This window comes from Citrobacter sp. GW821-FHT02E08, assembly GCF_059421685.1.
Genome location: NZ_JBWKVL010000014.1, coordinates 93,821 through 120,309, shown reverse-complemented (window position 1 = coordinate 120,309; position 26,489 = coordinate 93,821). Strand labels below are relative to the sequence as shown.

Genomic DNA, 26,489 nt, shown 5'->3' with positions numbered 1-26,489 from the left:
TTACAAATCAGCCAGTGCGGCTTCGCGATTAGGGAAGAACGCCAGGCGACCAGGAATCGGTTGGATGCCTGCGCGCGCCATGGTACGTAATGGCTGGAACTCCAGATTACTGATTCGCAGCTCACAGCCTTCGGGTAAACGCTTCACAAAGCGCTGGAAGGCATCCAGACCCCCTGCATCCAGCACTGGTACCGCATCCCACTTCAGAACAACGATCCGTTTGCCTTCAATACGTGACTCCAGGTCGGTAAAGAGTCCTTCAGCCGCCGCAAAGAACAGTGGCCCAATCACGCGCAGCACCAGCACGTCATCCGGAACGTCGACGTTCACTGCCGCCAGACGCGTCATACGCGCGATGCGACGCATGAAGAGCAGGGACGCGAGAACAATCCCCACGCTAATAGCAATCACCATATCAAACAGTACCGTCAGTGACATACACATCAGCATGACGATGATGTCGTCCTTCGGCGCATGGCGCAATAGGTCTACGACTTTATGGGCTTCGCTCATATTCCAGGCGACCATCAGCAGCAGGGCCGCCATCGCGGAAAGCGGCAGCCAGGAAAGCAGCGGTGCCAGTACCAGAAGGGCAAGGATGACCAGGATGGCGTGGATCACCGCAGAGACAGGTGAGGTCGCTCCGGCGCGGACGTTAGCCGCAGAGCGGGCAATCGCCGCCGTCGCGGTAATGCCGCCAAAGAACGGTGCGACGATGTTACCCAGCCCCTGACCGATCAGTTCGCTATTGGCCTTATGCTTGGTGCCGGTCATACCGTCAAGCACCACGGCGCACAGCAGGGATTCAATCGCCCCAAGCATTGCCATTGAGAACGCCGCTGGAAGCAGGGCACGCAGAGAGGCCCAACTGAGTGTGAAATCGGAATCAGGCAGATTCCACGGCAGCACTAACTGCGGCAACAGTTGCGGAATGCCGTTGCCCTGTGAACCATCGGCGAGAATATAGTGGAACTGGGAACCGATGGTGGCGACGTGCCCTCCGGTCAGATTGACGATCCCCATGACTGCACAGCCTGCCAACAGCGCCGGAAGGTGTCCTGGCAGGCGGATCCCCAAACGGGGCCACAAAATCAGGGTTCCCAGGGTGACGACGCCAATAGCGGCATCGCCCAGGTTGATTGTCGGCAGCGCCATAAACAAAGCGCCGACTTTCTGCAAATAATGCTCCGGAACATGGGCCAGTTGCAGACCAAGAAAATCTTTAATTTGCATGGTCCCAATGGTGATACCAATACCGGACGTAAAGCCCAGGGTCACTGAGACAGGAATGTATTCGATCAGGCGACCAAAACGGGCCAGGCCAAAAAGGATCAGAAAAATACCGGACATCAGGGTCGCGACCAGCAGACCGGCCAGCCCAAACTGCTGCGACACCGGGTAGAGGATCACCACAAACGCGGCGGTGGGGCCGGAGACGCTAAAGCGCGAACCGCCGGTCAGGGCAATGACAATCCCGGCCACGGCAGAGGTGTAAAGGCCGTACTGCGGCGCGACGCCACTGCCGATGGCCAGGGCCATGGCCAATGGAATGGCAATGATCCCAACGGTTATCCCGGCGATCAGATCTCGAGTAAATCGAGAGGCGGTGTATTTTTCTTTCCAACAAGCGTCGATGAGGGCGCGGAAAGGCATCACATGTGAGGAAAATAATCTGTTCACAATAATGTTTCATCCATGAGCGCATCATCTGTCAACTAAATGGCAGGTGAAGGAGGCATAAGTCATACAAATAAGGACTACAGACAAAAAAACCCGCCGCAGCGGGTCTTTGAGCCGGGTTCGATTAATGTTCGAACATAGCAGAGATTGATTCTTCGTTGCTGATACGACGAATCGCTTCGGCCAGCATACCCGACAGGGTCAACGTACGCACGTTCGGCAGTGATTTGATTTCATCGCTCAGTGGAATGGTGTCACAGACAACGACTTCATCAATCACAGAATTACGCAGGTTGTTTGCCGCATTACCGGAGAAGATCGGGTGAGTTGCGTAGGCGAATACACGCTTGGCACCACGTTCTTTCAGCGCTTCTGCAGCTTTGCACAGCGTACCACCGGTATCGATCATATCATCAACCAGTACGCAGTCACGACCTGCGACGTCACCGATGATGTGCATCACCTGAGAAACGTTAGCACGCGGACGGCGTTTGTCGATGATAGCCATATCGGTATCATTCAGCAGCTTAGCGATAGCGCGGGCACGCACGACGCCACCAATATCCGGAGAAACCACAATCGGGTTGTCCAGGTTCAGCTGCAACATGTCTTCTAACAGAATTGGGCTACCGAATACGTTATCAACCGGTACGTCAAAGAAGCCCTGGATCTGTTCAGCATGCAGGTCAACGGTCAGTACACGGTCAACGCCGACGCTGGACAAGAAGTCCGCGACGACTTTTGCCGTAATCGGCACACGAGCGGAACGTACACGACGATCCTGACGCGCATAGCCAAAGTAAGGGATAACGGCGGTGATACGGCCTGCGGAAGCACGGCGCAGAGCATCGACCATAACGACCAATTCCATCAGGTTGTCGTTCGTTGGGGCACAAGTGGACTGGATGATGAAAATATCACCACCGCGTACATTTTCATTAATTTGTACGCTGACTTCGCCGTCGCTAAAGCGACCTACAGCGGCGTCGCCGAGAGAAGTGTACAGGCGGTTGGCAATACGTTGTGCTAGTTCCGGGGTGGCGTTACCAGCAAAAAGCTTCATATCAGGCACGAGAAGAACCTCAGGCATGCGTCCATTGGTGGATAGAATCTGCCAAAAACTGTGCGGGCCAGGCAATATCCTATCCAGGCGGTGTATTAAAGAGCGCGATGCAACGTCTGGAACAAGGTGACGTTGTCACCGAAACTCAGCTTGCCCGGCTTACTCCTCATCATTCACGTTTCGTGTGTGCTGGCATCGTGTACTCGCACCAGGCACATACTGCTGTATACGCCTGGCGATGGGTAAACTCGCCAACTTACTGAAACGCGGACAATTTAGAGTAACGTTTTATGCAATGGGGAGAGGTTGACACCTTTCGCCACAAAGCCGTTAAACCATTCCGGGGCTTGCTCAAGCACCTGGCGTGCATGGGACTCTGTATCGAATTCAGCAAAGACACAGGCCCCTGTACCAGTCAGGCGCGACGGCGCGTATTCTAACAGCCAGGAAAGCGCCGCATCAACCTCGCGAAAACGTTTTCTTGCGATAACCTCGCAATCGTTGCTGAATTCACATTTTAATAACGTTTCTATTGACCTTTTTGGCGTGTTACGTGGAAGTTGCGGATCTTTGAAAATAGTGGGAGTTGGGATGCTTACGCCAGGATGCACTACCAGATACCATTTCTCAGGTGGTGTGACGGGCGTCAGGATTTCTCCCACGCCTTCAGCAAACGCCGCATGCCCGCGAACAAACACCGGCACGTCCGCGCCCAGCGTTAAACCCATTTCTGCCAGTTCATCGACCGAGAGCGCGCACTGCCACAGATGATTCAGCGCCACCAGGACGGTGGCTGCATTGGAAGAGCCGCCTCCCAGACCGCCGCCCATTGGCAAACGTTTCTCAATGCGAATATTCGCACCGCTTCCCGCAGGCAGTTGTCCACGCGCAGAGGCGGTTTTCATCAGCAAACGCGCGGCGCGAACGATCAGGTTATCGTCGTTCTCAACGCCGTCGACAGGCGTTAGCAGATGGAGCTCACCATCGTCGCGTGTTTCAATGCTGATGGTGTCGCCATAGTCCAGAAACTGGAACAGCGTTTGCAACGTGTGATAACCGTCCGCACGCTGTCCGGTGATGTATAAAAAGAGATTCAGTTTTGCAGGGGATGGCCAGTGGGTCATCATTTCACAATCCAGTTATCCATTTTCAGCTTGATGCGCTGACTTCCGTCAGACAGTTCCATATTTGCAGGCATCGCAGGCTGCGTTTTGCTGTCATAGCCGCCGTAGACCACCTTCCAGTTTTTCCCGTCCTGGCGGTATTTCAGTTCGCTCAGACGGTACTTGTCGTCCAGGGTGTAATCGGTGGCATCGCCCGGTAGCCCCAGAATCCACTGGCGCAGGCTATTGAGCGGAATAGGCATCCCGGTCAGCTTGCCAATCATCTCTTCTGCGTCGTCGGCGGTATAGTGCTTACCTTTGTTGTCGACAAGCTCCACATTGCCAGGTTGAACATTCAGCTCCAGCTCCGTACTGCCCAGCGGATTCGTTAACAACAGGCGATAGCGGTCCTGTCCCGTTTGTTGCCAGAAGAAGCGGGCGTAAACCTTCTGTTGGTCAGAAATATAGGCAAATGCGCCGCGCGTCTGATATTGGTGCAGGTTGCGCACCTCCTGCTGATGCTGACGCCATTGCGGGGAATCCGGGCTTTGACCGGGGCCTTTCGGGGCGTTGATGGTACAGGCAGTGAGGACCAGGCTCGCCAGCGGCAGCAGGCGGATCAGGCGAAAATCAGGCAGGGTCATAGTGATGACAAATCCTTGTAGTACGGTGCAAAAATTGCCTGACGGCGCTACGCTTAAATCAGGCCTACAAACTCAACCCGTAGGCCGGAGCAGGCGAATGCGTCGCCATCCGGCAACATCTTGCCATCGGTTGCAGTTATAACCCTTAATGCTAGCGCCGCCACAGGGTATCGTCTATGGTCAAGTTATCTTAATTTGTGCGGTAAGCTATTACTCCAAAAGGGGGGACTCTCTTTTATTGACCTCGCGCATCCTGTATGATGCACCCAGTCTAACCTTATCAACGCTGGTACTATTCCCGCACACATGACCCTTTTAGCGCTTGGTATTAACCATAAAACAGCACCTGTATCGCTGCGAGAACGTGTCACGTTTTCGCCGGATACGCTCGATCAGGCGCTGGAAAGCCTGCAGGCGCTGCCCATGGTGCGAGGCGGAGTGGTGTTGTCCACGTGTAACCGTACCGAGCTGTACCTTAGCGTTGAAGAACAAGAAAACCTGCAAGAAGCGCTGATTCGTTGGTTATGCAATTACCATAACCTGAACGAAGAAGACCTGCGCAACAGCCTCTACTGGCATCAGGATAACGACGCCGTAAGCCATCTGATGCGCGTTGCCAGCGGTCTGGATTCACTGGTGCTGGGCGAGCCGCAAATCCTGGGGCAGGTGAAAAAAGCGTTTGCTGATTCCAGCCGGGGCCACCTGAACGCCAGCGATCTGGAGCGCATGTTCCAGAAGTCGTTTTCTGTGGCGAAACGCGTTCGTACGGAAACCGAAATCGGCGCCAGCGCTGTCTCTGTGGCATTTGCTGCCTGTACGCTGGCGCGGCAAATCTTTGAATCGCTGTCCACCGTGACCGTGTTGCTGGTCGGGGCGGGGGAGACCATCGAACTGGTTGCGCGCCATCTGCGCGAACACAAAGTGAAGAAAATGATCATCGCCAACCGTACCCGCGAACGTGCGCAGGTATTGGCAGATGAAGTAGGCGCTGATGTTATCTCGCTCAGCGAGATCGACGAACGTTTGCAGGATGCGGATATTATTATCAGTTCGACGGCCAGTCCGTTGCCGATAATCGGTAAAGGGATGGTCGAACGGGCGTTGAAAAATCGCCGCAACCAACCGATATTGCTGGTCGATATCGCCGTTCCGCGCGATGTTGAACCGGAAGTTGGGAAGCTGGCGAACGCTTATCTTTACAGTGTGGATGACCTGCAAAGCATTATTTCCCACAACCTGGCGCAGCGTAAAGCGGCGGCCGTGGAAGCGGAAACCATTGTTGAACAGGAAACCAGCGAATTTATGGCCTGGCTGCGCGCTCAAAGCGCCAGTGAGACTATTCGCGAATATCGCAGCCAGTCAGAACATGTTCGTGATGAATTAACCGCAAAAGCGTTAGCCTCCCTTGAACAGGGCGGAGACCCGCAGGCTATTATGCAGGATCTGGCGTGGAAACTGACCAACCGCCTGATTCATGCGCCAACCAAATCTCTTCAGCAGGCCGCCCGTGACGGGGATGACGAACGCCTGAATATTCTGCGCGACAGCCTCGGGCTGGAGTAGCAGCACACCAATCTATTTTTTACAGGGTGCATTTACGCCTATGAAGCCTTCTATCGTTGCCAAACTGGAAGCCCTGCATGAACGCCATGAAGAAGTTCAGGCATTGTTGGGTGATGCGGGAACCATCGCAGATCAGGAACGCTTTCGCGCATTGTCGCGTGAGTATGCGCAATTAAGCGATGTTTCTCGCTGTTTTACGGACTGGCAACAGATTCAGGACGATATTGAAACAGCACAGATGATGCTCGACGATCCTGAAATGCGTGAAATGGCGCAGGATGAACTGCGCGAAGCAAAAGATAAATGTGAACAACTGGAGCAACAGCTGCAGGTTCTGCTGTTGCCACAAGATCCGGACGACGAACGTAACGCATTCCTCGAAGTGCGTGCCGGGACCGGTGGTGATGAGGCGGCGTTGTTTGCCGGCGATCTGTTCCGTATGTACAGCCGCTATGCCGAAGCTCGCCGTTGGCGGGTGGAGATCATGAGCGCTAACGAAGGCGAGCACGGCGGTTATAAAGAGATCATTGCCAAAGTGAGCGGCGACGGCGTTTACGGCAGACTGAAATTCGAATCCGGCGGCCATCGTGTGCAGCGCGTCCCGGCGACGGAGTCACAGGGGCGTATCCATACTTCCGCCTGTACCGTAGCGGTGATGCCGGAAGTACCCGAAGCGGAACTGCCGGACATCAATCCGGCCGACCTGCGTATTGATACCTTCCGTTCATCAGGGGCGGGTGGTCAGCACGTTAACACCACCGATTCGGCAATCCGTATTACCCACTTGCCGACCGGCATTGTCGTCGAGTGTCAGGACGAACGTTCACAGCATAAGAACAAAGCCAAAGCGATGTCGGTGCTGGGGTCGCGCATTCGCGCAGCCGAAGTGGCAAGACGTCAGCAGGCGGAAGCGTCTGAGCGTCGTAACCTGTTGGGCAGCGGCGATCGCAGCGATCGTAACCGCACCTATAACTTCCCGCAGGGGCGCGTGACCGATCATCGCATTAACCTGACGCTTTACCGTCTGGATGAAACAATGGAAGGTAAACTGGATATGCTCATTGAGCCGATTGTCCAGGAATACCAGGCCGACCAACTGGCAGCGTTGTCTGAGCAGGAATAATGGATTACCAGCACTGGCTGCGTGACGCGATAAGCCAATTAGCGCAGAGCGAAAGCCCGCGTCGCGATGCCGAGATCCTTCTGGAGCATGTGACCGGCAAAACGCGTACCTTTATCCTGGCGTTTGGCGAGACGGCGTTAACCGATGCGCAGTGCGATCAACTGGCTGAGTTACTTGCTCGCCGCCAGCGGGGAGAACCCATTGCCCATTTGATTGGGGTGCGTGAATTCTGGTCGCTGCCGCTGTTTGTCTCTCCGGCTACGTTGATCCCGCGTCCTGATACCGAGTGTCTGGTCGAGCAGGCGCTGGCGCGTTTGCCTGCCACCGCATGCCGCATTCTTGATTTGGGAACCGGTACTGGCGCCATTGCGCTGGCGCTGGCGAGCGAACGCCCGGACTGCGATGTGGTTGCGGTCGATCGGATGGCCGACGCGGTCGCGCTGGCATTGCGTAATAAAGCGCATCTGGCGATCCCCAATGTACGAATCCTGCAGAGCGACTGGTTCAGCGCATTGCAGGGGCAGTCGTTTGAGATGATTGTCAGCAATCCGCCGTATATCGACGCGCAGGACCCGCATCTTTCTGAGGGCGATGTACGATTCGAACCGCTGTCGGCGCTGGTTGCTGGTGATCAAGGGATGGCGGATATTGCGCACATAATTGCGCAGGCGCGTCATGCGCTGACCCCCGGCGGCTTTCTGCTGCTGGAGCACGGCTGGCAGCAGGGGGCGCTGGTCAGAGACGCGTTCAGTCAGGCGGGGTACACGCAGATTGAGACCTGCCGTGATTATGGCGATAACGAGCGTATCACGCTTGGGCGTATCGCGTTATGACGACGTTTAACCTGCTTCTTGGTGTTCATCTCATCAGTATTGCGCTTTCAGTCAGTCTGCTGACGCTACGTTACTGGTGGCGTTACAGCGGTAATCCGCGGGCAATGGCCCGCTGGACACGGATTGTGCCGCCAGTCATTGATACCATATTGCTGCTGAGCGGCGTGGCGTTAATCCTTAAAACGCACGTCCTGCCATTCACCGAACAAGGTACATGGCTGACTGAGAAGTTGTTTGGAGTTATCATTTACATCGTTTTGGGTTTTATTGCGCTTGATTACCGTCAGGCGCGCAGCCAGCAGGTGCGTGTGATCGCTTTCCCGCTGGCGCTGGTGGTGCTGTACATCATCATTAAACTCGCCACCACAAAAATACCGTTACTGGGGTAAGTCATGAAGTCGTTAGCTGATTTCGAATTTAATAACGCGCCATTGTGCGATGGGATGATCCTGGCATCGGAGTCGATCCGTCTGGATTTCCCGACGCAATCTGTCTACGACGAGCTGGAACAACTGGTCAGTCTGGCGCACGAAGAAATTAGCCAGCTCTTGTCTCAGGATGAGCAGCTGGAAAAACTGCTGGCACTGTTTTATGGCGAATGGGGATTTACGGATACCCAGGGCGTCTATCGTCTTTCTGATGCATTATGGCTCGATCAGGTTCTGAAGAACCGGCAGGGCAGCGCAGTCTCGCTGGGGGCTATTTTACTGTGGGTGGCTAACCGCCTGGATCTCCCTCTGGTTCCGGTGATTTTTCCGACGCAGCTGATTCTGCGAATTGAATCACTGGAAGGGGAAATGTGGCTGATTAACCCGTTCAACGGTGAAACGCTTGATGAACATACGCTGGAAGTCTGGCTGAAGGGCAATATCAGCCCGGTGGCGGAACTGTTCAATGAGGATTTAGATGAAGCCGATAACGCTGAAGTAATCCGTAAATTGTTGGACACTCTGAAGTCATCATTAATGGAAGAGCGGCAGATGGAGCTGGCATTGCGTGCCAGTGAAGCGTTACTGCAATTTAATCCAGAAGATCCGTATGAGATACGTGACCGCGGATTGATTTACGCGCAGCTGGAATGTGAACATGTTGCGCTGACCGATTTAAGCTATTTCGTTGAACAGTGTCCGGAAGACCCGATCAGCGAAATGATTCGTGCGCAGATTAATACTATTTCGCACAAGCAAATTGTACTGCATTAATTTATCGACATTCTTACTCATCACTAAGGCGATCCTATGAAACAAAAAGTGGTTAGCATTGGCGACATCAACGTGGCAAATGACCTGCCGTTCGTGCTGTTTGGCGGTATGAACGTGCTGGAATCCCGCGATCTTGCGATGCGCATTTGTGAGCACTATGTGACTGTTACTCAGAAACTGGGTATTCCTTATGTGTTCAAGGCCTCTTTTGATAAAGCCAACCGTTCCTCGATTCACTCTTACCGTGGCCCAGGCCTGGAAGAAGGGATGAAAATCTTCCAGGAACTGAAGCAGACGTTTGGCGTGAAAGTGATCACCGACGTTCATGAAGCCAGTCAGGCGCAGCCTGTTGCGGATGTCGTTGACGTGATTCAGTTGCCAGCGTTCCTCGCGCGTCAAACCGACCTGGTTGAAGCGATGGCGAAAACCGGTGCCGTTATCAACGTGAAAAAACCCCAGTTCGTAAGCCCGGGTCAGATGGGTAACATCGTCGACAAATTCCACGAAGGCGGCAACGACAAGGTTATTCTGTGCGACCGCGGCGCTAACTTTGGTTACGACAACCTGGTTGTCGATATGCTGGGCTTTAGCGTGATGAAGAAAGTCTCCGGTAACTCTCCGGTTATTTTCGACGTCACCCACGCACTGCAGTGCCGCGATCCGTTTGGCGCAGCCTCTGGCGGTCGTCGTGCTCAGGTTACCGAACTGGCGCGTGCCGGTATGGCGGTGGGTCTGGCGGGTCTGTTTATTGAAGCGCATCCGGATCCAGCCAACGCAAAATGTGACGGTCCGTCTGCGCTGCCGCTGGCTAAACTGGAGCAATTCCTGACCCAGATTAAAGCGATTGACGATCTGGTGAAAAGCTTCGACGAGCTCGACACCGAGAACTAAGTTGTCTCGTTTGTACGTCGACTGGCGTTTAAGCGCCCGATGTAACGACATAAAAAAACCCGCGCTGCGGGTTTTTTTACATTTGTGGGTCAGGCAAATATTGTCATCAAATAGGCGACAAACAGTGCCAGATGCGCAGCGCCGTTCAAAACGTTGGTGCGCCCCGTTGAAAATGAAATGTGGCAGAGGACTAACGATGTCACCATCACAATCATTTCGGGTGCGCCTAACCCAAAGACCAGATCGTTGCCGGTTGCCCATGCAATCAGCGTGACAACCGGGACTGTCAGGGAAATGGTTGCCAGCACGGAACCAAAGAACAGGTTCATAGCGCGCTGAACCTGGTTGCTTAATACCGCTTTCAGTGCCCCCAATCCTTCAGGGGAGAGAATCAACAGCGCCACCAGGAAACCGGTAAATGCCACGGGCGCATTCATTTCGGTCAATAACATTTCCAGCGGGTTGGCGTTCATTTTTGTCACGGCAATCACGGCAATCAGATGGACGATCAACCATATCGCATGCCACATATTGCTGTGTGCTGAAGGTTTGCCGTGATGCGGGTCATCGTCGTCACCCTCATCTTCATGCTCGTAGATAAAAAGGTTTTGGTGCGTTCTGGTTTGAATCAGTAAAAATACGCCATACATTGCTGCGGAAATCGCGGCAACCAACAGTGCCTGACCGGTGGAGAAATCCGCACCCGGCAGCGCCATTGGAAAGACCAGAACGATAATCGCCAGCGGAAACAGGGCAATAAGATATTGCTTAATACCAAACAAATTCACATATTGCGTGGCAAATTTACGGCCGCCCAGCAGTAAAGAAAAACCGACCAGGCCACCCGTCACGATCATAATGATCGAATAGAGCGTGTCACGCATCAGGGTTGGCGCAGCATCGCCGGTTGCCATCAGGGCAGAAATTAAACTCACTTCGAGAATAACCACCGAAAGGCTTAAAATCAGTGAGCCATAGGGTTCGCCGAGTCGATGGGCTAATACATCCGCGTGACGGACAACGCTGAACGCGCTGCTTAAAATACCAATAAGGGCAAGAATATTAATTCCGATGACCGCTGGTAGTGACTGACTGCCTCCCCACAGGAACAGTACCACCAGGGCTACAACCGGGAAAATAAGCGAAGACTCCTTGTGGCGGGTTTTTACCGCCTCATGCGCATGCGTCATTATGATTCTCCATCTGTGCAGGTGCTTTTAATTATAAATGTAACAAAGATTGTGAAAAGTAACAGAAAACGGAGTCTGACCAGAGTGGTTTTACGAAATTTTACCGCATTGCCGCCTGGTGCAGGCAAAGTGAATAAAAGCATCTATCTTGTTTATAGAGTATTTAAATAACAGCAGATTAGTATTTAGATAAAACAAAAAATAAGCGCAGCAAATTAATATGTGCGATGCGCTGTACATCATTTCACTCCCGGAAAAGACGTTGTGTGCAGACGAAAGGGGCGTGAGAAAAGAGTACGAAAATGTAACGATGCCAGATGAGGAGAAAAACCGAATAGTATCGTTTCCAGAGAGTTAGTGATTCCTGCGATACGCACGATGAGCAATTGGTGCGCCGCAGCAGGGCAGTTGTCTTGCGTGCGGCCGGTGAATTGCATATTGTCCTGTTATTGGTTTCATAATGAACAGCAAAAATGCCCGGAAGGCGTCAAAAAAGTGTCACAGGGAAGTATGCAGTGGCGGAGGTGTAAGGTGTTAACGCGTGATTTTTTATTAAATGCCGACTGTAAGACGGCATTTGGTGCTATTGAAGAATCACTACTCTGGTCAGCAGAACAACGGGCAGCCTCACTGGCGGCCACGCTTGCAGGTAGACCAGATGATGGACCGGTGTGGATCTTTGGTTATGGATCGTTGATTTGGAATCCGGCGTTAGAGTTTGATGAGTCCTGTACCGGCACCTTAGTCGGCTGGCATCGGGCATTTTGTCTTCGTCTGACGGCGGGGCGCGGTACGGCGTGTCGGCCTGGCCGCATGCTGGCGCTGAAAGAGGGCGGGCGCACCACCGGCGTTGCGTACCGGCTACCTGATGACACGCTTGAACAGGAGCTCACGCTCTTGTGGAAGCGAGAGATGATCACCGGGTGCTATCTGCCGACATGGTGTCAGTTAGCGCTTGATGATGGCCGGACGGTGAATGCGCTGGTCTTTATTATGGACCCCCGTCATCCGTTGTTTGAATCCGATACCCGGGCGCAAATCATTGCGCCATTGATTGCCCGCGCCAGCGGCCCCTTAGGCAGCAACGCGCAATACCTGTTCTCCCTTGAACAGGCGCTGGTTAAGTTGGGTATGCAGGATGATTGCCTGAACGAGCTGGTGGCGAATGTCAAAGCGCTGCTGGGGGATGCGCCATCAGAAGGCGTTCTCAGACCCGGTTTTGCCTAAACCTGGCCCCTGCAATCAGGGGCCAGATTATCAGGCTGCAATATAACTGATCGAGTGCTCCAGCGATTGACTGTGGGCGTCGATCAGCACATTCCATACACCGGTGTACGGTACGGTCAGCCAGGCGTTGTCACGATCCTGCACGCTTAAAATATCGGTCTGCGTGTCTTTGGCGTGTGTGCTGTCACTCATTAAATGGATGTGGCAACGCCCGGAACAGCGAACCACCACGGTATCCCCGCCAAACAATTTCAAACTTGTTTTCACTAATGCCATTTTTCACCCCGTCCTGAAATCAACTGACTTCCTTGCGGAAGAACTGCGTGATGTTGTTCACATTTCGCTCATTGCATAACACCAAAGGGGAGAGTTGCGGATGCTGATTTTGATCAAAAAATGGCATGACGATTCAACAAAACTGATAAAATTTCTCAGAAACGTTTCAGAGGCGTGATAACTTTTGGTGAATAGATGTCTGTATAAGATTAAATTCGAAAATGCCGTACATTTTCAGCGAGCTTGCCTGTCGACGACCACTGGCAGGCAAGTTCGGGCAATGAAAAGTTCGCTGAAATAGGCAGGTCATTCCAGCGACGAACCTCAGAAGGTGAGCACTTTATCGGCTGCCAGCGTCCACTGCGCCAGTTCGACAAGCGTTCCGACTTCCACGCCATCAATGAGTGGCAGGGCGGTGATCCCGCGACCGTCGGTGCAGGTCTTACATAATTTCACCGGTACATTCTGGGCGGTCAGAATTTCCAGCATTTGCTGAATGTTGTAGCCTTCGGCAGGTTTTTGCCCACGCAGGCCAGCCGTCACCGCATCGGACATCAGAAACAGACGCAGATCCAGGTCGCTGGTCTGTTCGCGCAGTGCGATGGCCAGACGCAAACTGTTGAATAACGACTCACTGCCGTAAGCCGCGCCGTTGGCGACGATCACTATCTTTTGCATTTTGACTCCTGTTCTCCGGGATAAGCTAATCTTCCTTTGGGTATGTTACCGCGCAAGCGGAGCATTACCAATGAAAGTCTGGGAGAATTACCACCCCGGTAAAGCGTAAGGATATTCCTGAAAGCGTGAGAAAAAGCTGCAAAATGGACGTTGAGCAGGTATCTTTTAACGTTGTGACGTCTGAATTCACTGATGTAAGAAGCCGCTGACGATTTGAGCCGTATTGTTTTTCGTTTACTCCCCCTCCCGTTACTCTTGCTGCTGGCAGGCGGTATTGCCAGTGCCCAGTCTTCGTATATCCAGCAGGCGGAAAACCCCTTTGACAACAATCATGATGGCCTGCCTGATTTAGGCATGGCGCCAGAATCCCGTGACGGCGAAAAACACTTCGCTGAGGTGGTCAAAGCGTTTGGCGAAGCCAGCATGACGGATAACGGTCTGGACACGGGCGAACAGGCACGCCAGTTCGCGCTCGGGCAGGTACGCGATGTGGTCAGCGAAGAGGTGAATCATCAGCTGGAAACCTGGCTTTCGCCGTGGGGCAATGCCAGTGTGGATATGCAAATAGACAACGAGGGGAAATTCAACGGCAGCCGTGGCAGCTGGTTTATCCCCTGGCAGGATAACGCGCGTTACCTCACCTGGAGTCAACTGGGGCTCACCCAGCAGGATGAGGGGCTGGTCAGCAATGTCGGTATCGGACAACGCTGGGCGCATGACGGCTGGTTACTGGGGTATAACACGTTTTACGACAATCTGTTGGATGAGAATTTGCAGCGTGCCGGCGTCGGGGCAGAAGCATGGGGAGAAAATCTGCGGCTTTCTGCCAACTACTATCAACCCTTTGCCTCCTGGCGCGAGGATACACCGACCGTCGAACAGCGTATGGCACCGGGATACGATATTACGGCGCAAATGCGCATGCCGTTTTATCAGTATCTCAACACCAGCGTTAGCGTCGAACAATACTTTGGCGACAGTGTGGATCTCTTCGATTCCGGTACGGGCTACCATAATCCGGTGGCGGTAAAACTGGGATTAAATTACACACCTGTGCCGTTGGTGACCGTGACAGCCCAGCATAAACAGGGCGAAAGCGGAGTGAGTCAAAATAATTTTGGACTGAACCTCAACTATCGCTTTGGCGTACCGCTCAAAAAACAGCTGGCGGCCAGCGAAGTGGCAGACAGCAAATCGCTGCGCGGAAGCCGTTATGATACGCCGCAGCGTAATAATCTGCCGACGATGGAGTACCGGCAGCGCAAAACGTTGACGGTGTTTCTGGCGACGCCGCCCTGGGATCTTCAGTCGGGCGAAACGGTGCCGCTCAAACTGCAGGTGCGCAGCCTGCACGGAATTCGGCATGTGACGTGGCAGGGAGACACGCATGCGCTGAGCCTGACGGCGGGCGCCAGTGCCGACAGCACAGAGGGTTGGACCATCATTATGCCTGCCTGGGACAGTCGTGATGGAGCGACAAACCGCTGGCGGTTGTCGGTGGTCATTGAGGACGAGCAGGGCCAGCGCGTCTCTTCCAATGAGGTCACGCTATCACTGACCGAGCCGTTTATGGCAATGCCGGAGAATGACCCTCGCTGGCAACTGCTCCCGGAGGAGTAATCAGAAAATACGTTCCTGATGCACCCATACGGCGGCTTCAACGCGAGATTTCAGCTTCATCTTCTTCAGCATATGCTTCACATGCACTTTTACCGTACTTTCGGTAATGTCGAGGCGACGGGCAATCATCTTGTTTGGCAAACCCTGGGCGATAAGTTTAAGAATATCGCGTTCACGTGGCGTCAGTTGGGTCACGTCACGATCGGACGTTGCGCGATTGGCGCGCAGGCTGGCCGCCAGCACGGGGGTCAGGGCTTCGCTTAGCACCATTTCGCCTGCCGCCGCTTGTTGCAGGGCTTTTAACAGATCTTCCGGCTCCATGTCTTTCAGCAGATAACCGTCCGCACCGCGTTTCAGCGCCGTCACGACATCTTCTTCATGGTTGGAAACGCTAAACACCACGATCCGCCCGGAAAGCGCTTTTTCACGCAGTTTGTCGAGCGTCTCCAGCCCGTTCATCCCCGGCATATTCAGGTCAAGCAGGATCAGATCGGGATCGAGTGATTCCGCCAGTTCGATACCCTGTTCGCCGTTGCTGGCTTCGCCCACCACGCTAATATCGGGCGCCATACTGACAAGCTGCTTTACACCGGTACGCAGCATCGGATGATCGTCGATCAACAGAATGGTTGCAGGTTCCTGATTATTCATGGGTATCTCCTTGAACTTCTTTGAAGTGTGTTTCGGGAATAAAGATGACAGAAACTTCTGTACCGCCAGTCTCACGGCGGCGTACACGACAATCGCCGCGCAAACTTTGGGCGCGATCGCGCATAATAATCATGCCATAGTGATTACTGCGTTCTGCATTTTCCGGTACGCCGCAGCCGTTATCCCGGACGGTCAGTTTAACCTGATTGCCATTTTGCTCCACCGTCACCATCACCTCGTCCGCCTGTGAATGTTTGAGGGCGTTACTGAGCGCTTCGCGGGCAATTTGCAACAGGTGAATGGCCTGATGTGAAGGCACCAGTCGGGGCGGCAATTGATAATCAAGCTTGACCGTAAAACCAAACCGGGCGCTGTATTCCTGGCAACTGGACTCCAGTGCAGGCCGAAGCCCGGCTTCTGTCAGTTGTAAACGGAAGGTGGTTAACAGCTCACGTAACTGTGCCCACGAGGCATTCAGCTCATTGCGGATCTGACTGAGCAGCTCCCGGCTGCTCTCTGGCAATGTTTCCCCCTGCATCTGCAGACAACTGACCTGCATTTTCATGCAGGAGAGCGATTGTGCAATCGAATCATGCAATTCGCGGGCAATGGTGGCACGCTCTTCCATGACAATCAATTGCTGCTGGCGCTCCTGGTGCCTGTCCAGCGCCAGCGTGGCGGTGAGTTGCTCGACCAGCGTATCGACCAGTTGCTGTTGATCGTGACTCAGATGGCGACCCTGCGGCAACGTGGCCAGCAGAATTCCGTACTGGGTATGGGCGTCGGTCAGTCGCCATTTCAGGGGCGTTCCCCCTTCAATGCCCGGAAGGACGTCGCGAGGGCAGAGATGACAGCCCTTATCGTCACAACTGATGTCAGACTGACAGGTGAATTCCTGATGATTGTCTTCATCTTCGAAGTCATAAACGCGCAGCTCAATATCGTGCAGCAGCGTTAAATTTTGCAAACCATTGAGGACTGGCGACAGCCGCTCACACAGTGGCGCCTGTGAATGCAGACGACGGTTAGCCTGCCACAGGAAGGAGAGGATCTGGTTTTTATGCTCCAGACCGGCTGTTTTCTCCTGGACTCTCTGCTCCAGCACCGCATAACTTTCGGCCAGCTCTTCCGACATATTGTTGAGGGCGGTTCCCAGCGCGGCCATCTCATTGCGACCGCTAATGTGGGCGCGCTGGGTAAAATCGCGCTGACTGACGGCGCGGGCCATCGACAGTAACTGTTTCCACGGTTGAAGCAGACGGGCGCGCAGCCAGAGAATCGTGAAGACCAGCAGCAGCGCCATAAACACCGCCATCACCCGGTGCACCATGACCACGCGCTCAATACGCATTTCCGTGGTATGGTCGAAGGCCGTCACCAGCTGATCCAGCCCGGCTACGAAGCGGCTGACATCCTCCGCGACGGCATGCGCGCTCTGCGCTTTTTGTAATCCTGGCGACAGCTCGTCGCGCCAGTAATTCTGTAGCGCTTTAAGCTGTTCATGTTGTCCGTCGCGTTCTGCCGCACGGGTTAGCTCCGGGCTGAATGCCGTTTTGTCCATCTCATCGAGCCATTTTTGATCGCTGGCATCCAGCGGCACCGCCGCCAGCAGGCGATAACTCTGCATACGTAGCGAACCGGCTTTGTTGATGGCGTGAGCACTGCCTTGTACCCCCTGAACCAGCCAGCCAGAGACCGCCATACCGGCGAGGCCAATGGCGGTGGAGAGCATGACGATGAGCGCTACCTGGTTAACCAGCGTGAGCGGGGAGAGACAACGTTTAAACATGGTGACTGCGTCCTTCGGGCCTTCGCTTCCTGTCTGTGGAAAGCCTTAATGAATGATGATGTTGCCGGGATACCACGGCTGTGGCGTTATTCTCGGCTATCCCCTGGAGTATACCCATACCCACAACGGGTTACCTCTTAATTGCCGTGGGTGGGGGAGTGATCGGCAGGGGAGGACGAGGGGCAGACAGGGCCGTGAAAAACCACATCTTTTTTGTCGAAAAAGCCTACTCACTTAGGGTGATGATGATTTTTCGGTGGCAATAATGACGCATTTTCCTTTGATTTATATCAACTTACCTCCGGCTGTAAACCCTAATGTGGCAGACATCGAATCGAATATCAGAGGTGTCTATGAGTCACTCATCCGCCCCGGAAGGGGCATCAGGCGCAGTCATTACCGAATGGCGACCGGAAGATCCGGCATTCTGGGAACAGCGTGGTCAGGGGATCGCCAGTCGAAACCTGTGGATTTCCGTTCCCTGCTTGCTATTGGCGTTTTGTGTATGGATGTTGTTCAGTGCTGTTGCGGTAAATTTGCCGAAGGTGGGCTTTAACTTCACCACCGATCAGCTCTTTATGCTAACGGCATTACCCTCCGTTTCGGGTGCGTTATTACGCGTGCCATACTCCTTTATGGTGCCGTTGTTTGGCGGTCGCCGCTGGACGGCGTTCAGCACCGGGATCCTAATTATCCCGTGTGTGTGGTTAGGTTTTGCGGTACAGGATACCTCCACGCCGTTCAGTACGTTCATTGTGATTTCGCTGCTGTGCGGTTTTGCCGGGGCAAACTTCGCCTCCAGTATGGCCAACATCAGCTTCTTTTTTCCGAAGCAAAAGCAGGGTGGCGCGCTGGGTTTGAACGGCGGGCTGGGTAATATGGGCGTCAGTGTGATGCAACTGGTTGCACCGCTGGTGGTTTCCTTGTCTATCTTTGCCGTGTTTGGCAGCCACGGCGTGGAACAGCCGGACGGCTCTCAGCTGTATCTGGCGAATGCCGCGTGGATTTGGGTGCCGTTCCTCGCCATTTTCACCCTTGCTGCCTGGTTCGGCATGAATGAACTGGCGACCTCAAAAGCCTCTCTCAAGGCGCAGTTGCCGGTACTCAAACGGGGTCATCTGTGGATTATGAGCCTGCTGTATCTGGCGACTTTTGGTTCCTTTATCGGCTTTTCGGCCGGGTTTGCCATGCTGTCGAAAACGCAATTCCCGGACGTGCAGATCCTGCATTATGCCTTCTTCGGTCCGTTTATTGGCGCGCTGGCGCGTTCCGCTGGGGGCGCTATTTCCGATCGTTTAGGCGGGACTCGCGTGACGCTGGTTAACTTTGTCCTGATGGCCCTCTTTAGCGCGCTGCTGTTCCTGACCCTGCCGACGAACGGCACCGGGGGCAGTTTTATCGCCTTCTTCGTTGTGTTCCTGGCGTTGTTCATGACGGCCGGGCTCGGGAGTGGGTCAACTTTCCAGATGATCTCCGTTATTTTCCGTAAGCTGACGATGGATCGTGTCAAAGCCGAAGGGGGAACGGAAGAGAAAGCGATGCGTGAAGCGGCGACCGATACTGCGGCAGCGCTCGGCTTTATCTCGGCGATTGGCGCCATTGGCGGCTTCTTTATCCCGAAAGCATTTGGCACTTCGCTGGCGCTAACCGGCACACCCGTCGGTGCGATGAAAGTGTTCCTCATCTTCTATATCGCCTGCGTGGTCATCACCTGGGTGGTATACGGACGTCATTCTAAAAAATAAAAAACTCGCAGTTGATTATCCTTTGCGCGGCGTTAGACCGCGCTTTTTTTTGCCCTTAATTAGTTACAACATACTTATGTGTTTGAACAATGGGAGCAGAGAAGCGGCATGATCATACGTTGTGCGTGGCAGGGGCATACCCCTTAATACCCACCTGTAAAGAAACTTGCCTGCAATAATCTTTGGTGTTCAATAATTATCTTTAATTTCAATTATTTAATCTGATTGTTGTTATCCCACTTTGGGGGTAGTCATTGATTTCACTCTGATTTTCAACCCCGCCCGCCTTGATCGTTATCAATTCTGACGCCCTTTCAGAGCGTTACCTTCGCTGTTAATCAAGCAATGTCGATTTATCAGAGAGCCGTCAGGCTCCCACAGGAGAGAACCGATGAGTAAATTCCTGGACCGGTTTCGCTACTTCAAACAGAAGGGCGAAACCTTTGCCGATGGGCACGGCCAGCTTCTCGAAACCAACCGGGACTGGGAGGATGGATACCGCCAACGTTGGCAGCACGACAAAGTAGTGCGTTCAACCCACGGGGTAAACTGCACCGGCTCATGCAGCTGGAAAATTTATGTGAAAAACGGTCTGGTGACCTGGGAAACCCAGCAAACCGACTACCCGCGCACCCGTCCCGATATGCCAAACCACGAACCGCGCGGCTGTCCTCGCGGCGCGAGCTACTCCTGGTATCTCTACAGCGCTAACCGCCTTAAATATCCGCTGATGCGTAAACGCCTGATGAAGATGTGGCGTGAAGCGAAAAAACTGCACAGCGATCCGGTTGACGCATGGGCATCTATCATTGAAGACGCCGATAAAGCCAAAAGTTTCAAACAAGCGCGTGGTCGCGGTGGATTTGTTCGCTCCTCCTGGCAGGAAGTGAATGAGCTGATTGCGGCATCCAACGTCTATACCGTGAAAACCTACGGTCCGGATCGCGTGGCAGGCTTCTCGCCCATCCCGGCGATGTCGATGGTCTCTTACGCGTCTGGCGCACGTTACCTCTCTCTGATTGGTGGTACCTGCCTGAGTTTCTACGACTGGTACTGCGATCTGCCGCCCGCCTCTCCGCAGACCTGGGGCGAACAGACCGACGTACCGGAATCGGCGGACTGGTACAACTCCAGCTATATCATCGCCTGGGGTTCTAACGTTCCTCAGACCCGTACCCCGGACGCCCACTTCTTCACCGAAGTTCGTTACAAAGGGACGAAAACCGTTGCGGTAACGCCGGATTACGCCGAAATCGCCAAACTGTGCGATCTGTGGCTGGCACCGAAGCAGGGGACCGATGCGGCAATGGCGCTGGCAATGGGCCACGTGATGCTGCGCGAATTCCATCTCGACAACCCCAGCCAGTACTTCACGGATTACGTCCGTCGCTACACCGATATGCCAATGCTGGTGATGCTGGAACAGCGTGACGGTTATTACGCGGCGGGTCGTATGCTGCGTGCCGCCGATCTGGTGGATTCGCTCGGTCAGGAAAATAACCCGGAATGGAAAACCGTCGCCATCAATAACAATGGCGACATGGTGGCACCGAACGGCTCTATCGGTTTCCGCTGGGGCGAAAAAGGCAAATGGAACCTCGAACAACGCGACGGGACGACGGGCCAGGAAACGGAACTGCAGCTCAGCCTGTTGGGTAGCCAGGACGAGATCGCCGACGTCGGCTTCCCGTACTTTGGCGGCGAGGGTACCGAGCACTTCAATAAAGTGGAACTGGAAAATGTTCTGCTGCACAAACTGCCGGTAAAACGCCTGCAACTGGCGGACGGCACCTCTGCGCTGGTCACCACCGTTTATGACCTGACCATGGCCAACTACGGTCTGGAACGCGGCCTGAACGACGAAAACTGCGCGACCAGCTACGACGATATCAAAGCGTACACCCCCGCGTGGGCAGAACAAATCACCGGCGTACCGCGTGCGCAGATCACCCGTATCGCCCGTGAGTTCGCCGACAACGCAGACAAAACGCACGGCCGTTCGATGATTATCGTCGGTGCCGGTCTGAACCACTGGTATCACCTCGATATGAACTATCGCGGGCTGATTAACATGCTGGTGTTCTGTGGCTGTATCGGACAGAGCGGTGGCGGTTGGGCGCACTATGTCGGTCAGGAAAAACTGCGTCCGCAGACCGGTTGGCAGCCGCTGGCATTTGCTCTCGACTGGCAGCGTCCGGCGCGTCACATGAACAGTACGTCTTACTTCTATAACCACTCCAGCCAGTGGCGCTATGAGACGGTCACCGCGCAGGAGCTGCTGTCGCCGATGGCGGATAAATCCCGCTACAGCGGTCATCTGATCGACTTTAACGTGCGTGCTGAGCGCATGGGCTGGCTGCCTTCTGCGCCGCAGCTTGGTACCAACCCGCTGACTATTGCTGAAGAAGCAAAGAAAGCCGGGATGACGCCGGTGGATTACACCGTTAAATCCCTGAAAGAAGGTTCGATTCGTTTTGCCGCCGAACAGCCGGAAAACGGCAAAAACCATCCGCGTAACCTGTTCATCTGGCGCTCTAACCTGCTCGGGTCTTCCGGTAAGGGCCACGAGTACATGCTCAAGTATCTGTTGGGTACCGAGCACGGTATTCAGGGGAAAGATCTCGGTCAGCAGGGTGGCGTAAAACCCGAAGAGGTGGAATGGCAGGATAACGGTCTCGACGGCAAACTGGATTTGGTGGTGACGCTGGACTTCCGTCTGTCGAGCACCTGTCTCTATTCCGACATCGTGCTGCCGACCGCCACCTGGTATGAAAAAGACGACATGAATACCTCGGATATGCATCCGTTTATTCATCCGCTCTCCGCCGCCGTTGACCCGGCCTGGGAATCGAAAAGCGACTGGGACATCTACAAAGCCATCGCGAAGAAGTTCTCGGAAGTCTGCGTAGGCCATCTGGGTAAAGAAACCGACGTGGTGACGCTGCCCATTCAGCACGACTCCGCCGCCGAACTGGCGCAGCCGCTGGATGTGAAGGACTGGAAAAAAGGCGAATGTGACCTGATCCCAGGTAAAACCGCGCCGCACATCATGACCGTTGAACGTGACTATCCAGCCACCTACGAACGTTTCACCTCTATCGGCCCGCTGATGGAGAAAATCGGTAACGGCGGTAAAGGGATTGCCTGGAACACCCAGAGCGAAATGGATCTGTTGCGTAAGCTCAATTACACCAAGGTAGACGGCCCGGCGAAAGGCCAGCCGATGCTCAACACGGCGATTGATGCGGCAGAGATGATCCTGACCCTGGCACCGGAAACCAACGGTCATGTGGCCGTGAAAGCCTGGGCTGCGCTCAGCGAGTTTACCGGTCGCGACCACACGCACCTGGCGACCAATAAAGAAGAGGAAAAAATCCGCTTCCGCGATATTCAGGCCCAGCCGCGTAAGATCATCTCCAGCCCGACATGGTCTGGTCTGGAAGACGAACACGTCTCTTATAACGCTGGCTACACCAACGTTCATGAGCTGATCCCGTGGCGTACGCTGTCTGGCCGCCAGCAGCTGTATCAGGATCACCAGTGGATGCGTGACTTCGGTGAAAGCCTGCTGGTCTACCGTCCGCCAATCGACACCCGTTCGGTGAAAGCCGTGATGGGCGAGAAATCCAATGGCAACCCGGAGAAAGCGCTTAACTTCCTGACGCCGCACCAGAAGTGGGGGATCCACTCCACCTACAGCGACAACCTGCTGATGCTGACGCTCTCGCGTGGTGGTCCGATTGTGTGGATGAGCGAAGCTGATGCCAAAGATCTGGGCATTGAAGACAACGACTGGATCGAAGTCTTCAATAGCAATGGTGCATTGACCGCGCGTGCGGTGGTAAGTCAGCGCGTACCGGCCGGGATGACCATGATGTACCACGCGCAGGAACGCATCGTGAACCTGCCGGGTTCAGAAATTACCCAACAGCGCGGCGGGATCCATAACTCGGTCACCCGTATTACGCCGAAGCCAACCCACATGATTGGCGGCTATGCGCAACTGGCCTACGGCTTTAACTACTACGGTACTGTCGGCTCAAACCGCGATGAATTTGTGGTGGTCCGTAAGATGAAGAACATTAACTGGTTGGATGGCGAAGGCAATGACCAGGTACAGGAGAGCGTAAAATGAAAATTCGTTCACAAGTCGGCATGGTGCTGAATCTCGATAAGTGCATCGGCTGCCACACCTGTTCAGTCACCTGTAAAAACGTCTGGACCAGCCGTGAGGGCATGGAGTACGCCTGGTTTAACAACGTGGAAAGCAAACCCGGTGTCGGCTTCCCGAATGACTGGGAAAACCAGGACAAATGGAAGGGCGGCTGGATCCGTAAAATCAACGGCAAGTTGCAGCCGCGCATGGGTAACCGTGCGATGTTGCTCGGTAAAATCTTTGCGAACCCGCATCTGCCGGGCATCGATGATTACTACGAGCCGTTTGACTACGACTATCAGAACCTGCATACCGCGCCGGAAAGCAAACACCAGCCGATCGCGCGTCCACGCTCACTGATTACCGGTAAGCGGATGGACAAAATCACCAGTGGGCCTAACTGGGAAGAGATTCTGGGGGGCGAGTTTGAAAAACGCGCCAAAGACCAGAACTTCGAAAACATGCAGAAGGCGATGTACGGCCAGTTCGAAAACACCTTCATGATGTACCTGCCGCGTCTGTGTGAGCACTGCCTTAACCCGGCGTGTGTGGCGACCTGTCCGAGCGGCGCTATTTATAAGCGTGAAGAAGATGGCATTGTGTTGATCGATCAGGACAAATGCCGCGGCTGGCGTATGTGCATCACCGGTTGCCCGTACAAGAAGATCTACTTCAACTGGAAGAGCGGTAAGTCCGAGAAGTGCATTTTCTGCTATCCGCGTATCGAGGCCGGTCAGCCGACCGTGTGCTCGGAAACCTGCGTCGGCCGTATCCGCTACCTCGGCGTACTGCTGTATGACGCCGATGCCATCGAAAGCGCCGCCAGCACCGAGAACGAAAAAGATCTGTATCAGCGTCAACTGGATGTGTTCCTCGACCCGAACGATCCGGCGGTCATTGAACAGGCGCTGAAAGACGGTATTCCGCTGAGCGTAATTGACGCGGCGCAGCAGTCACCGGTCTACAAAATGGCGATGGACTGGAAGCTGGCGCTGCCGCTGCATCCGGAATACCGCACGCTGCCGATGGTCTGGTACGTGCCGCCGCTGTCACCGATTCAGTCTGCGGCGGATGCCGGGGAACTGGGCAGTAACGGTATTCTGCCGGACGTGGACAGTCTGCGTATTCCGGTTCAGTACCTGGCGAATCTGCTGACCGCAGGCGATACCCAGCCGGTGCTGTTGGCGCTGAAACGGATGCTGGCGATGCGTCACTATAAACGTGCGGAAACCGTTGACGGCAAAGTGGATACCCGTGCGCTGGAAGAGGTGGGCTTAAGCGAAGCGCAAGCCCAGGAGATGTACCGTTACCTGGCGATTGCCAACTACGAAGATCGTTTTGTAGTGCCGAGCAGCCATCGTGAGCTGGCGCGTGATGCGTTCCCGGAGAAAAGCGGTTGTGGCTTTACCTTCGGTGACGGTTGCCACGGTTCCGACACCAAACTCAACTTGTTCAACAGCCGCCGCATCGATGCTGTCGATGTGACCCGCAAAACGGAGCCGCACTCATGATTGAACTCGTCATTGTTTCGCGTCTGCTCGAGTACCCGGATGCTGCCCTCTGGCAGCATCAGCAGGAACTTTTCGATGCACTCGCGTCATCTGAAAACCTGGATAAAGAAGATGCCCAGGCCCTCGGCGTCTTCCTGCGAGACGTCACCGCACAGGACATCCTGGATGTCCAGGCAAACTACAGTGAGCTGTTCGACCGTGGTCGTGCCACGTCTCTGTTGCTGTTTGAACATGTGCATGGGGAATCTCGCGATCGTGGCCAGGCGATGGTTGATCTGCTGAATCAGTACGAGCAGCACGGCCTGGTACTCGACAGTCGCGAGTTGCCGGACCATCTGCCGCTGTATCTGGAGTATCTGGCACAGCTGCCGAAACACGAAGCGCTGGGCGGGTTGCAGGATATCGCGCCGATTCTGGCGCTACTGGGCGCACGCCTGCAACAGCGTGAAAGCCGTTATGCGGTGCTGTTCGATCTGCTGCTGAAACTGGCAAATACGGCTATCGACAGCGACAAAGTGGCTGAAAAAATTGCTGATGAAGTTCGCGACGATACACCGCAGGCGCTGGATGCGGTCTGGGAAGAAGAACAGGTGAAATTCTTTGCCGATAAGGGCTGCGGCGAATCTGAAATCTCCGCTCACCAGCGTCGTTTTGCCGGTGCCGTTGCGCCGCAATATCTGAATATCACCACTGGAGGACAGCACTAATGCACTTCCTTAATATGTTCTTCTTTGACATCTATCCGTACATTGCAGGGTCGGTGTTCCTGGTTGGCAGTTGGTTGCGGTATGACTACGGTCAGTACACCTGGCGTGCAGCGTCCAGCCAGATGCTGGATCGCAAAGGCATGAACATGGCCTCCAACCTGTTCCACTTCGGGATCCTGGGCATTTTTGCCGGTCACTTCCTCGGCATGCTGACGCCGCACTGGATGTATGAAGCCTGGCTGCCCATTGAAGTGAAACAGAAGATGGCGATGATTGGCGGCGGTGCGGCGGGCCTGATGTGCCTCGTCGGCGGCGTGCTGTTGCTCAAGCGCCGTCTGTTCAGCCCACGCGTGCGTGCGACCACCACCGGTGCCGATATCCTGATCCTTTCTCTGCTGGTGATTCAGTGTGCATTGGGCCTGTTGACCATTCCGTTCTCTGCTCAGCATATGGACGGGAGCGAGATGATGAAACTGGTCGGCTGGGCGCAGTCTGTAGTGACCTTCCACGGCGGGGCGTCCGCGCATCTGGAGGGCGTGGCGTTTATTTTCCGTCTGCACCTGGTGCTGGGGATGACGCTGTTCCTGCTGTTCCCGTTCTCACGTTTGGTACACATCTGGAGTGCGCCAGTTGAGTATCTGACGCGCAAGTATCAGGTCGTGCGCGCACGCCGCTAATCGGTGAATGGTGTAAGGCTAAACCCTGCTTCGGCGGGGTTTTTTTATGGGGTGGTGCTACCTGAATTGTCGGATGGCGCTACGCTTATCCGACCTACATGATGGAGATCTTGTAGGCCCGGTAAACGAAGTGCCACCGGGCAAAGGCGATGTTGCCTGC

At 54.5% G+C, this 26,489-nt stretch carries 22 protein-coding genes; 13 read left to right on the top strand and 9 right to left on the bottom strand.

Annotated features, from left to right (window positions below):
• The 4 genes from dauA to lolB all read right to left on the bottom strand — a co-directional run bounded on the left by dauA (position 1) and on the right by lolB (position 4,490).
• Positions 1 to 1,680, bottom strand: coding sequence for a C4-dicarboxylic acid transporter DauA (dauA, locus tag AC07UY_RS17315; protein ID WP_276294875.1), 1,680 nt, complete (start codon positions 1,678 to 1,680; stop codon positions 1 to 3).
• 124 nt (positions 1,681 to 1,804) lie between these two features.
• Positions 1,805 to 2,752, bottom strand: coding sequence for a ribose-phosphate diphosphokinase (gene prs / locus AC07UY_RS17310; RefSeq protein ID WP_001298109.1), 948 nt, complete (start codon positions 2,750 to 2,752; stop codon positions 1,805 to 1,807).
• Between the two features lie 266 nt (positions 2,753 to 3,018).
• Positions 3,019 to 3,870 (bottom strand): 4-(cytidine 5'-diphospho)-2-C-methyl-D-erythritol kinase, encoded by an 852-nt coding sequence (gene ispE, locus AC07UY_RS17305; protein WP_494660505.1) that lies wholly within the window; start codon positions 3,868 to 3,870, stop codon positions 3,019 to 3,021.
• Positions 3,867 to 4,490: a lipoprotein insertase outer membrane protein LolB gene (gene lolB / locus AC07UY_RS17300; protein ID WP_203360983.1), complete on the bottom strand. Its 624-nt coding sequence runs from the start codon at positions 4,488 to 4,490 to the stop codon at positions 3,867 to 3,869. The genes ispE and lolB overlap by 4 nt, the downstream gene beginning before the upstream one ends.
• 306 nt (positions 4,491 to 4,796) lie before the next feature.
• On the opposite strand from lolB, the gene hemA reads away from it, so the two are divergent.
• Genes hemA through kdsA form a run of 6 tightly spaced genes read left to right on the top strand, consistent with a single transcriptional unit; the run spans position 4,797 to position 10,102 of the window.
• The gene (hemA, locus tag AC07UY_RS17295) at positions 4,797 to 6,053 is read left to right on the top strand and encodes a glutamyl-tRNA reductase (RefSeq protein ID WP_203360984.1); all 1,257 of its coding nucleotides are present in this window, start codon (positions 4,797 to 4,799) and stop codon (positions 6,051 to 6,053) included.
• A 40-nt stretch (positions 6,054 to 6,093) separates the two neighbouring features.
• Complete coding sequence (gene prfA, locus AC07UY_RS17290) at positions 6,094 to 7,176, top strand: peptide chain release factor 1 (protein ID WP_276294878.1); 1,083 nt, start codon at positions 6,094 to 6,096, stop codon at positions 7,174 to 7,176.
• Complete coding sequence (gene prmC / locus AC07UY_RS17285; protein WP_494660506.1) at positions 7,176 to 8,009, top strand: peptide chain release factor N(5)-glutamine methyltransferase; 834 nt, start codon at positions 7,176 to 7,178, stop codon at positions 8,007 to 8,009. The genes prfA and prmC overlap by 1 nt, the downstream gene beginning before the upstream one ends.
• Positions 8,006 to 8,398, top strand: a complete 393-nt coding sequence (sirB2, locus tag AC07UY_RS17280; protein ID WP_494701644.1) for an invasion regulator SirB2 — start codon at positions 8,006 to 8,008, stop codon at positions 8,396 to 8,398. Before prmC ends, sirB2 begins: the two co-directional genes overlap by 4 nt.
• Positions 8,399 to 8,401: 3 nt before the next feature.
• Entirely contained in the window at positions 8,402 to 9,211 is an 810-nt protein-coding gene (gene sirB1, locus AC07UY_RS17275; RefSeq protein WP_494701643.1) for an invasion regulator SirB1, read from the top strand.
• Between the two features lie 36 nt (positions 9,212 to 9,247).
• Positions 9,248 to 10,102: a 3-deoxy-8-phosphooctulonate synthase gene (kdsA, locus tag AC07UY_RS17270; protein ID WP_003020772.1), complete on the top strand. Its 855-nt coding sequence runs from the start codon at positions 9,248 to 9,250 to the stop codon at positions 10,100 to 10,102.
• Positions 10,103 to 10,191: 89 nt separating this feature from the next.
• On the opposite strand, the gene chaA is transcribed toward kdsA, so the two are convergent.
• Positions 10,192 to 11,292: a sodium-potassium/proton antiporter ChaA gene (chaA, locus tag AC07UY_RS17265; RefSeq protein WP_494701642.1), complete on the bottom strand. Its 1,101-nt coding sequence runs from the start codon at positions 11,290 to 11,292 to the stop codon at positions 10,192 to 10,194.
• A gap of 531 nt (positions 11,293 to 11,823) precedes the next feature.
• Between chaA and AC07UY_RS17260 the strand changes: the two genes are divergently transcribed.
• The gene (locus tag AC07UY_RS17260; RefSeq protein ID WP_494701641.1) at positions 11,824 to 12,519 is read left to right on the top strand and encodes a gamma-glutamylcyclotransferase; all 696 of its coding nucleotides are present in this window, start codon (positions 11,824 to 11,826) and stop codon (positions 12,517 to 12,519) included.
• A 30-nt stretch (positions 12,520 to 12,549) separates the two neighbouring features.
• Here the strand turns inward: AC07UY_RS17260 and AC07UY_RS17255 are convergent, their stop codons facing one another.
• Together AC07UY_RS17255 and AC07UY_RS17250 are read right to left on the bottom strand one after the other, a co-directional pair.
• On the bottom strand, positions 12,550 to 12,795 hold the full coding sequence (locus tag AC07UY_RS17255) for a DUF1883 domain-containing protein (RefSeq protein WP_276294884.1): 246 nt from the start codon (positions 12,793 to 12,795) through the stop codon (positions 12,550 to 12,552).
• Positions 12,796 to 13,119: 324 nt separating this feature from the next.
• Positions 13,120 to 13,473 carry a DsrE/DsrF/TusD sulfur relay family protein gene (locus AC07UY_RS17250; protein ID WP_162382828.1) on the bottom strand — a complete coding sequence of 118 codons (354 nt, stop codon included), beginning with the start codon at positions 13,471 to 13,473 and terminating at the stop codon, positions 13,120 to 13,122.
• Between the two features lie 213 nt (positions 13,474 to 13,686).
• Between AC07UY_RS17250 and AC07UY_RS17245 the strand changes: the two genes are divergently transcribed.
• Entirely contained in the window at positions 13,687 to 15,093 is a 1,407-nt protein-coding gene (locus AC07UY_RS17245) for a YchO/YchP family invasin (protein WP_494701640.1), read from the top strand.
• On the opposite strand, the gene narL is transcribed toward AC07UY_RS17245, so the two are convergent.
• Positions 15,094 to 15,744 carry a two-component system response regulator NarL gene (gene narL / locus AC07UY_RS17240; protein WP_079804583.1) on the bottom strand — a complete coding sequence of 217 codons (651 nt, stop codon included), beginning with the start codon at positions 15,742 to 15,744 and terminating at the stop codon, positions 15,094 to 15,096.
• Complete coding sequence (gene narX / locus AC07UY_RS17235) at positions 15,737 to 17,533, bottom strand: nitrate/nitrite two-component system sensor histidine kinase NarX (RefSeq protein ID WP_494701639.1); 1,797 nt, start codon at positions 17,531 to 17,533, stop codon at positions 15,737 to 15,739. Before narX ends, narL begins: the two co-directional genes overlap by 8 nt.
• A gap of 353 nt (positions 17,534 to 17,886) precedes the next feature.
• On the opposite strand from narX, the gene AC07UY_RS17230 reads away from it, so the two are divergent.
• The 5 genes from AC07UY_RS17230 to narI all read left to right on the top strand — a co-directional run bounded on the left by AC07UY_RS17230 (position 17,887) and on the right by narI (position 26,329).
• Complete coding sequence (locus AC07UY_RS17230) at positions 17,887 to 19,278, top strand: NarK family nitrate/nitrite MFS transporter (RefSeq protein ID WP_276294888.1); 1,392 nt, start codon at positions 17,887 to 17,889, stop codon at positions 19,276 to 19,278.
• A gap of 391 nt (positions 19,279 to 19,669) precedes the next feature.
• On the top strand, positions 19,670 to 23,413 hold the full coding sequence (locus tag AC07UY_RS17225) for a nitrate reductase subunit alpha (RefSeq protein WP_494701638.1): 3,744 nt from the start codon (positions 19,670 to 19,672) through the stop codon (positions 23,411 to 23,413).
• Positions 23,410 to 24,945 (top strand): nitrate reductase subunit beta, encoded by a 1,536-nt coding sequence (narH, locus tag AC07UY_RS17220; protein ID WP_494701637.1) that lies wholly within the window; start codon positions 23,410 to 23,412, stop codon positions 24,943 to 24,945. The genes AC07UY_RS17225 and narH overlap by 4 nt, the downstream gene beginning before the upstream one ends.
• Positions 24,942 to 25,652, top strand: a complete 711-nt coding sequence (gene narJ, locus AC07UY_RS17215) for a nitrate reductase molybdenum cofactor assembly chaperone (RefSeq protein ID WP_494701636.1) — start codon at positions 24,942 to 24,944, stop codon at positions 25,650 to 25,652. Before narH ends, narJ begins: the two co-directional genes overlap by 4 nt.
• A complete protein-coding gene (gene narI, locus AC07UY_RS17210) occupies positions 25,652 to 26,329 on the top strand; it encodes a respiratory nitrate reductase subunit gamma (protein ID WP_494660516.1) in 678 nt (225 codons plus the stop codon). The genes narJ and narI overlap by 1 nt, the downstream gene beginning before the upstream one ends.
• Positions 26,330 to 26,489 lie beyond the last annotated feature (160 nt).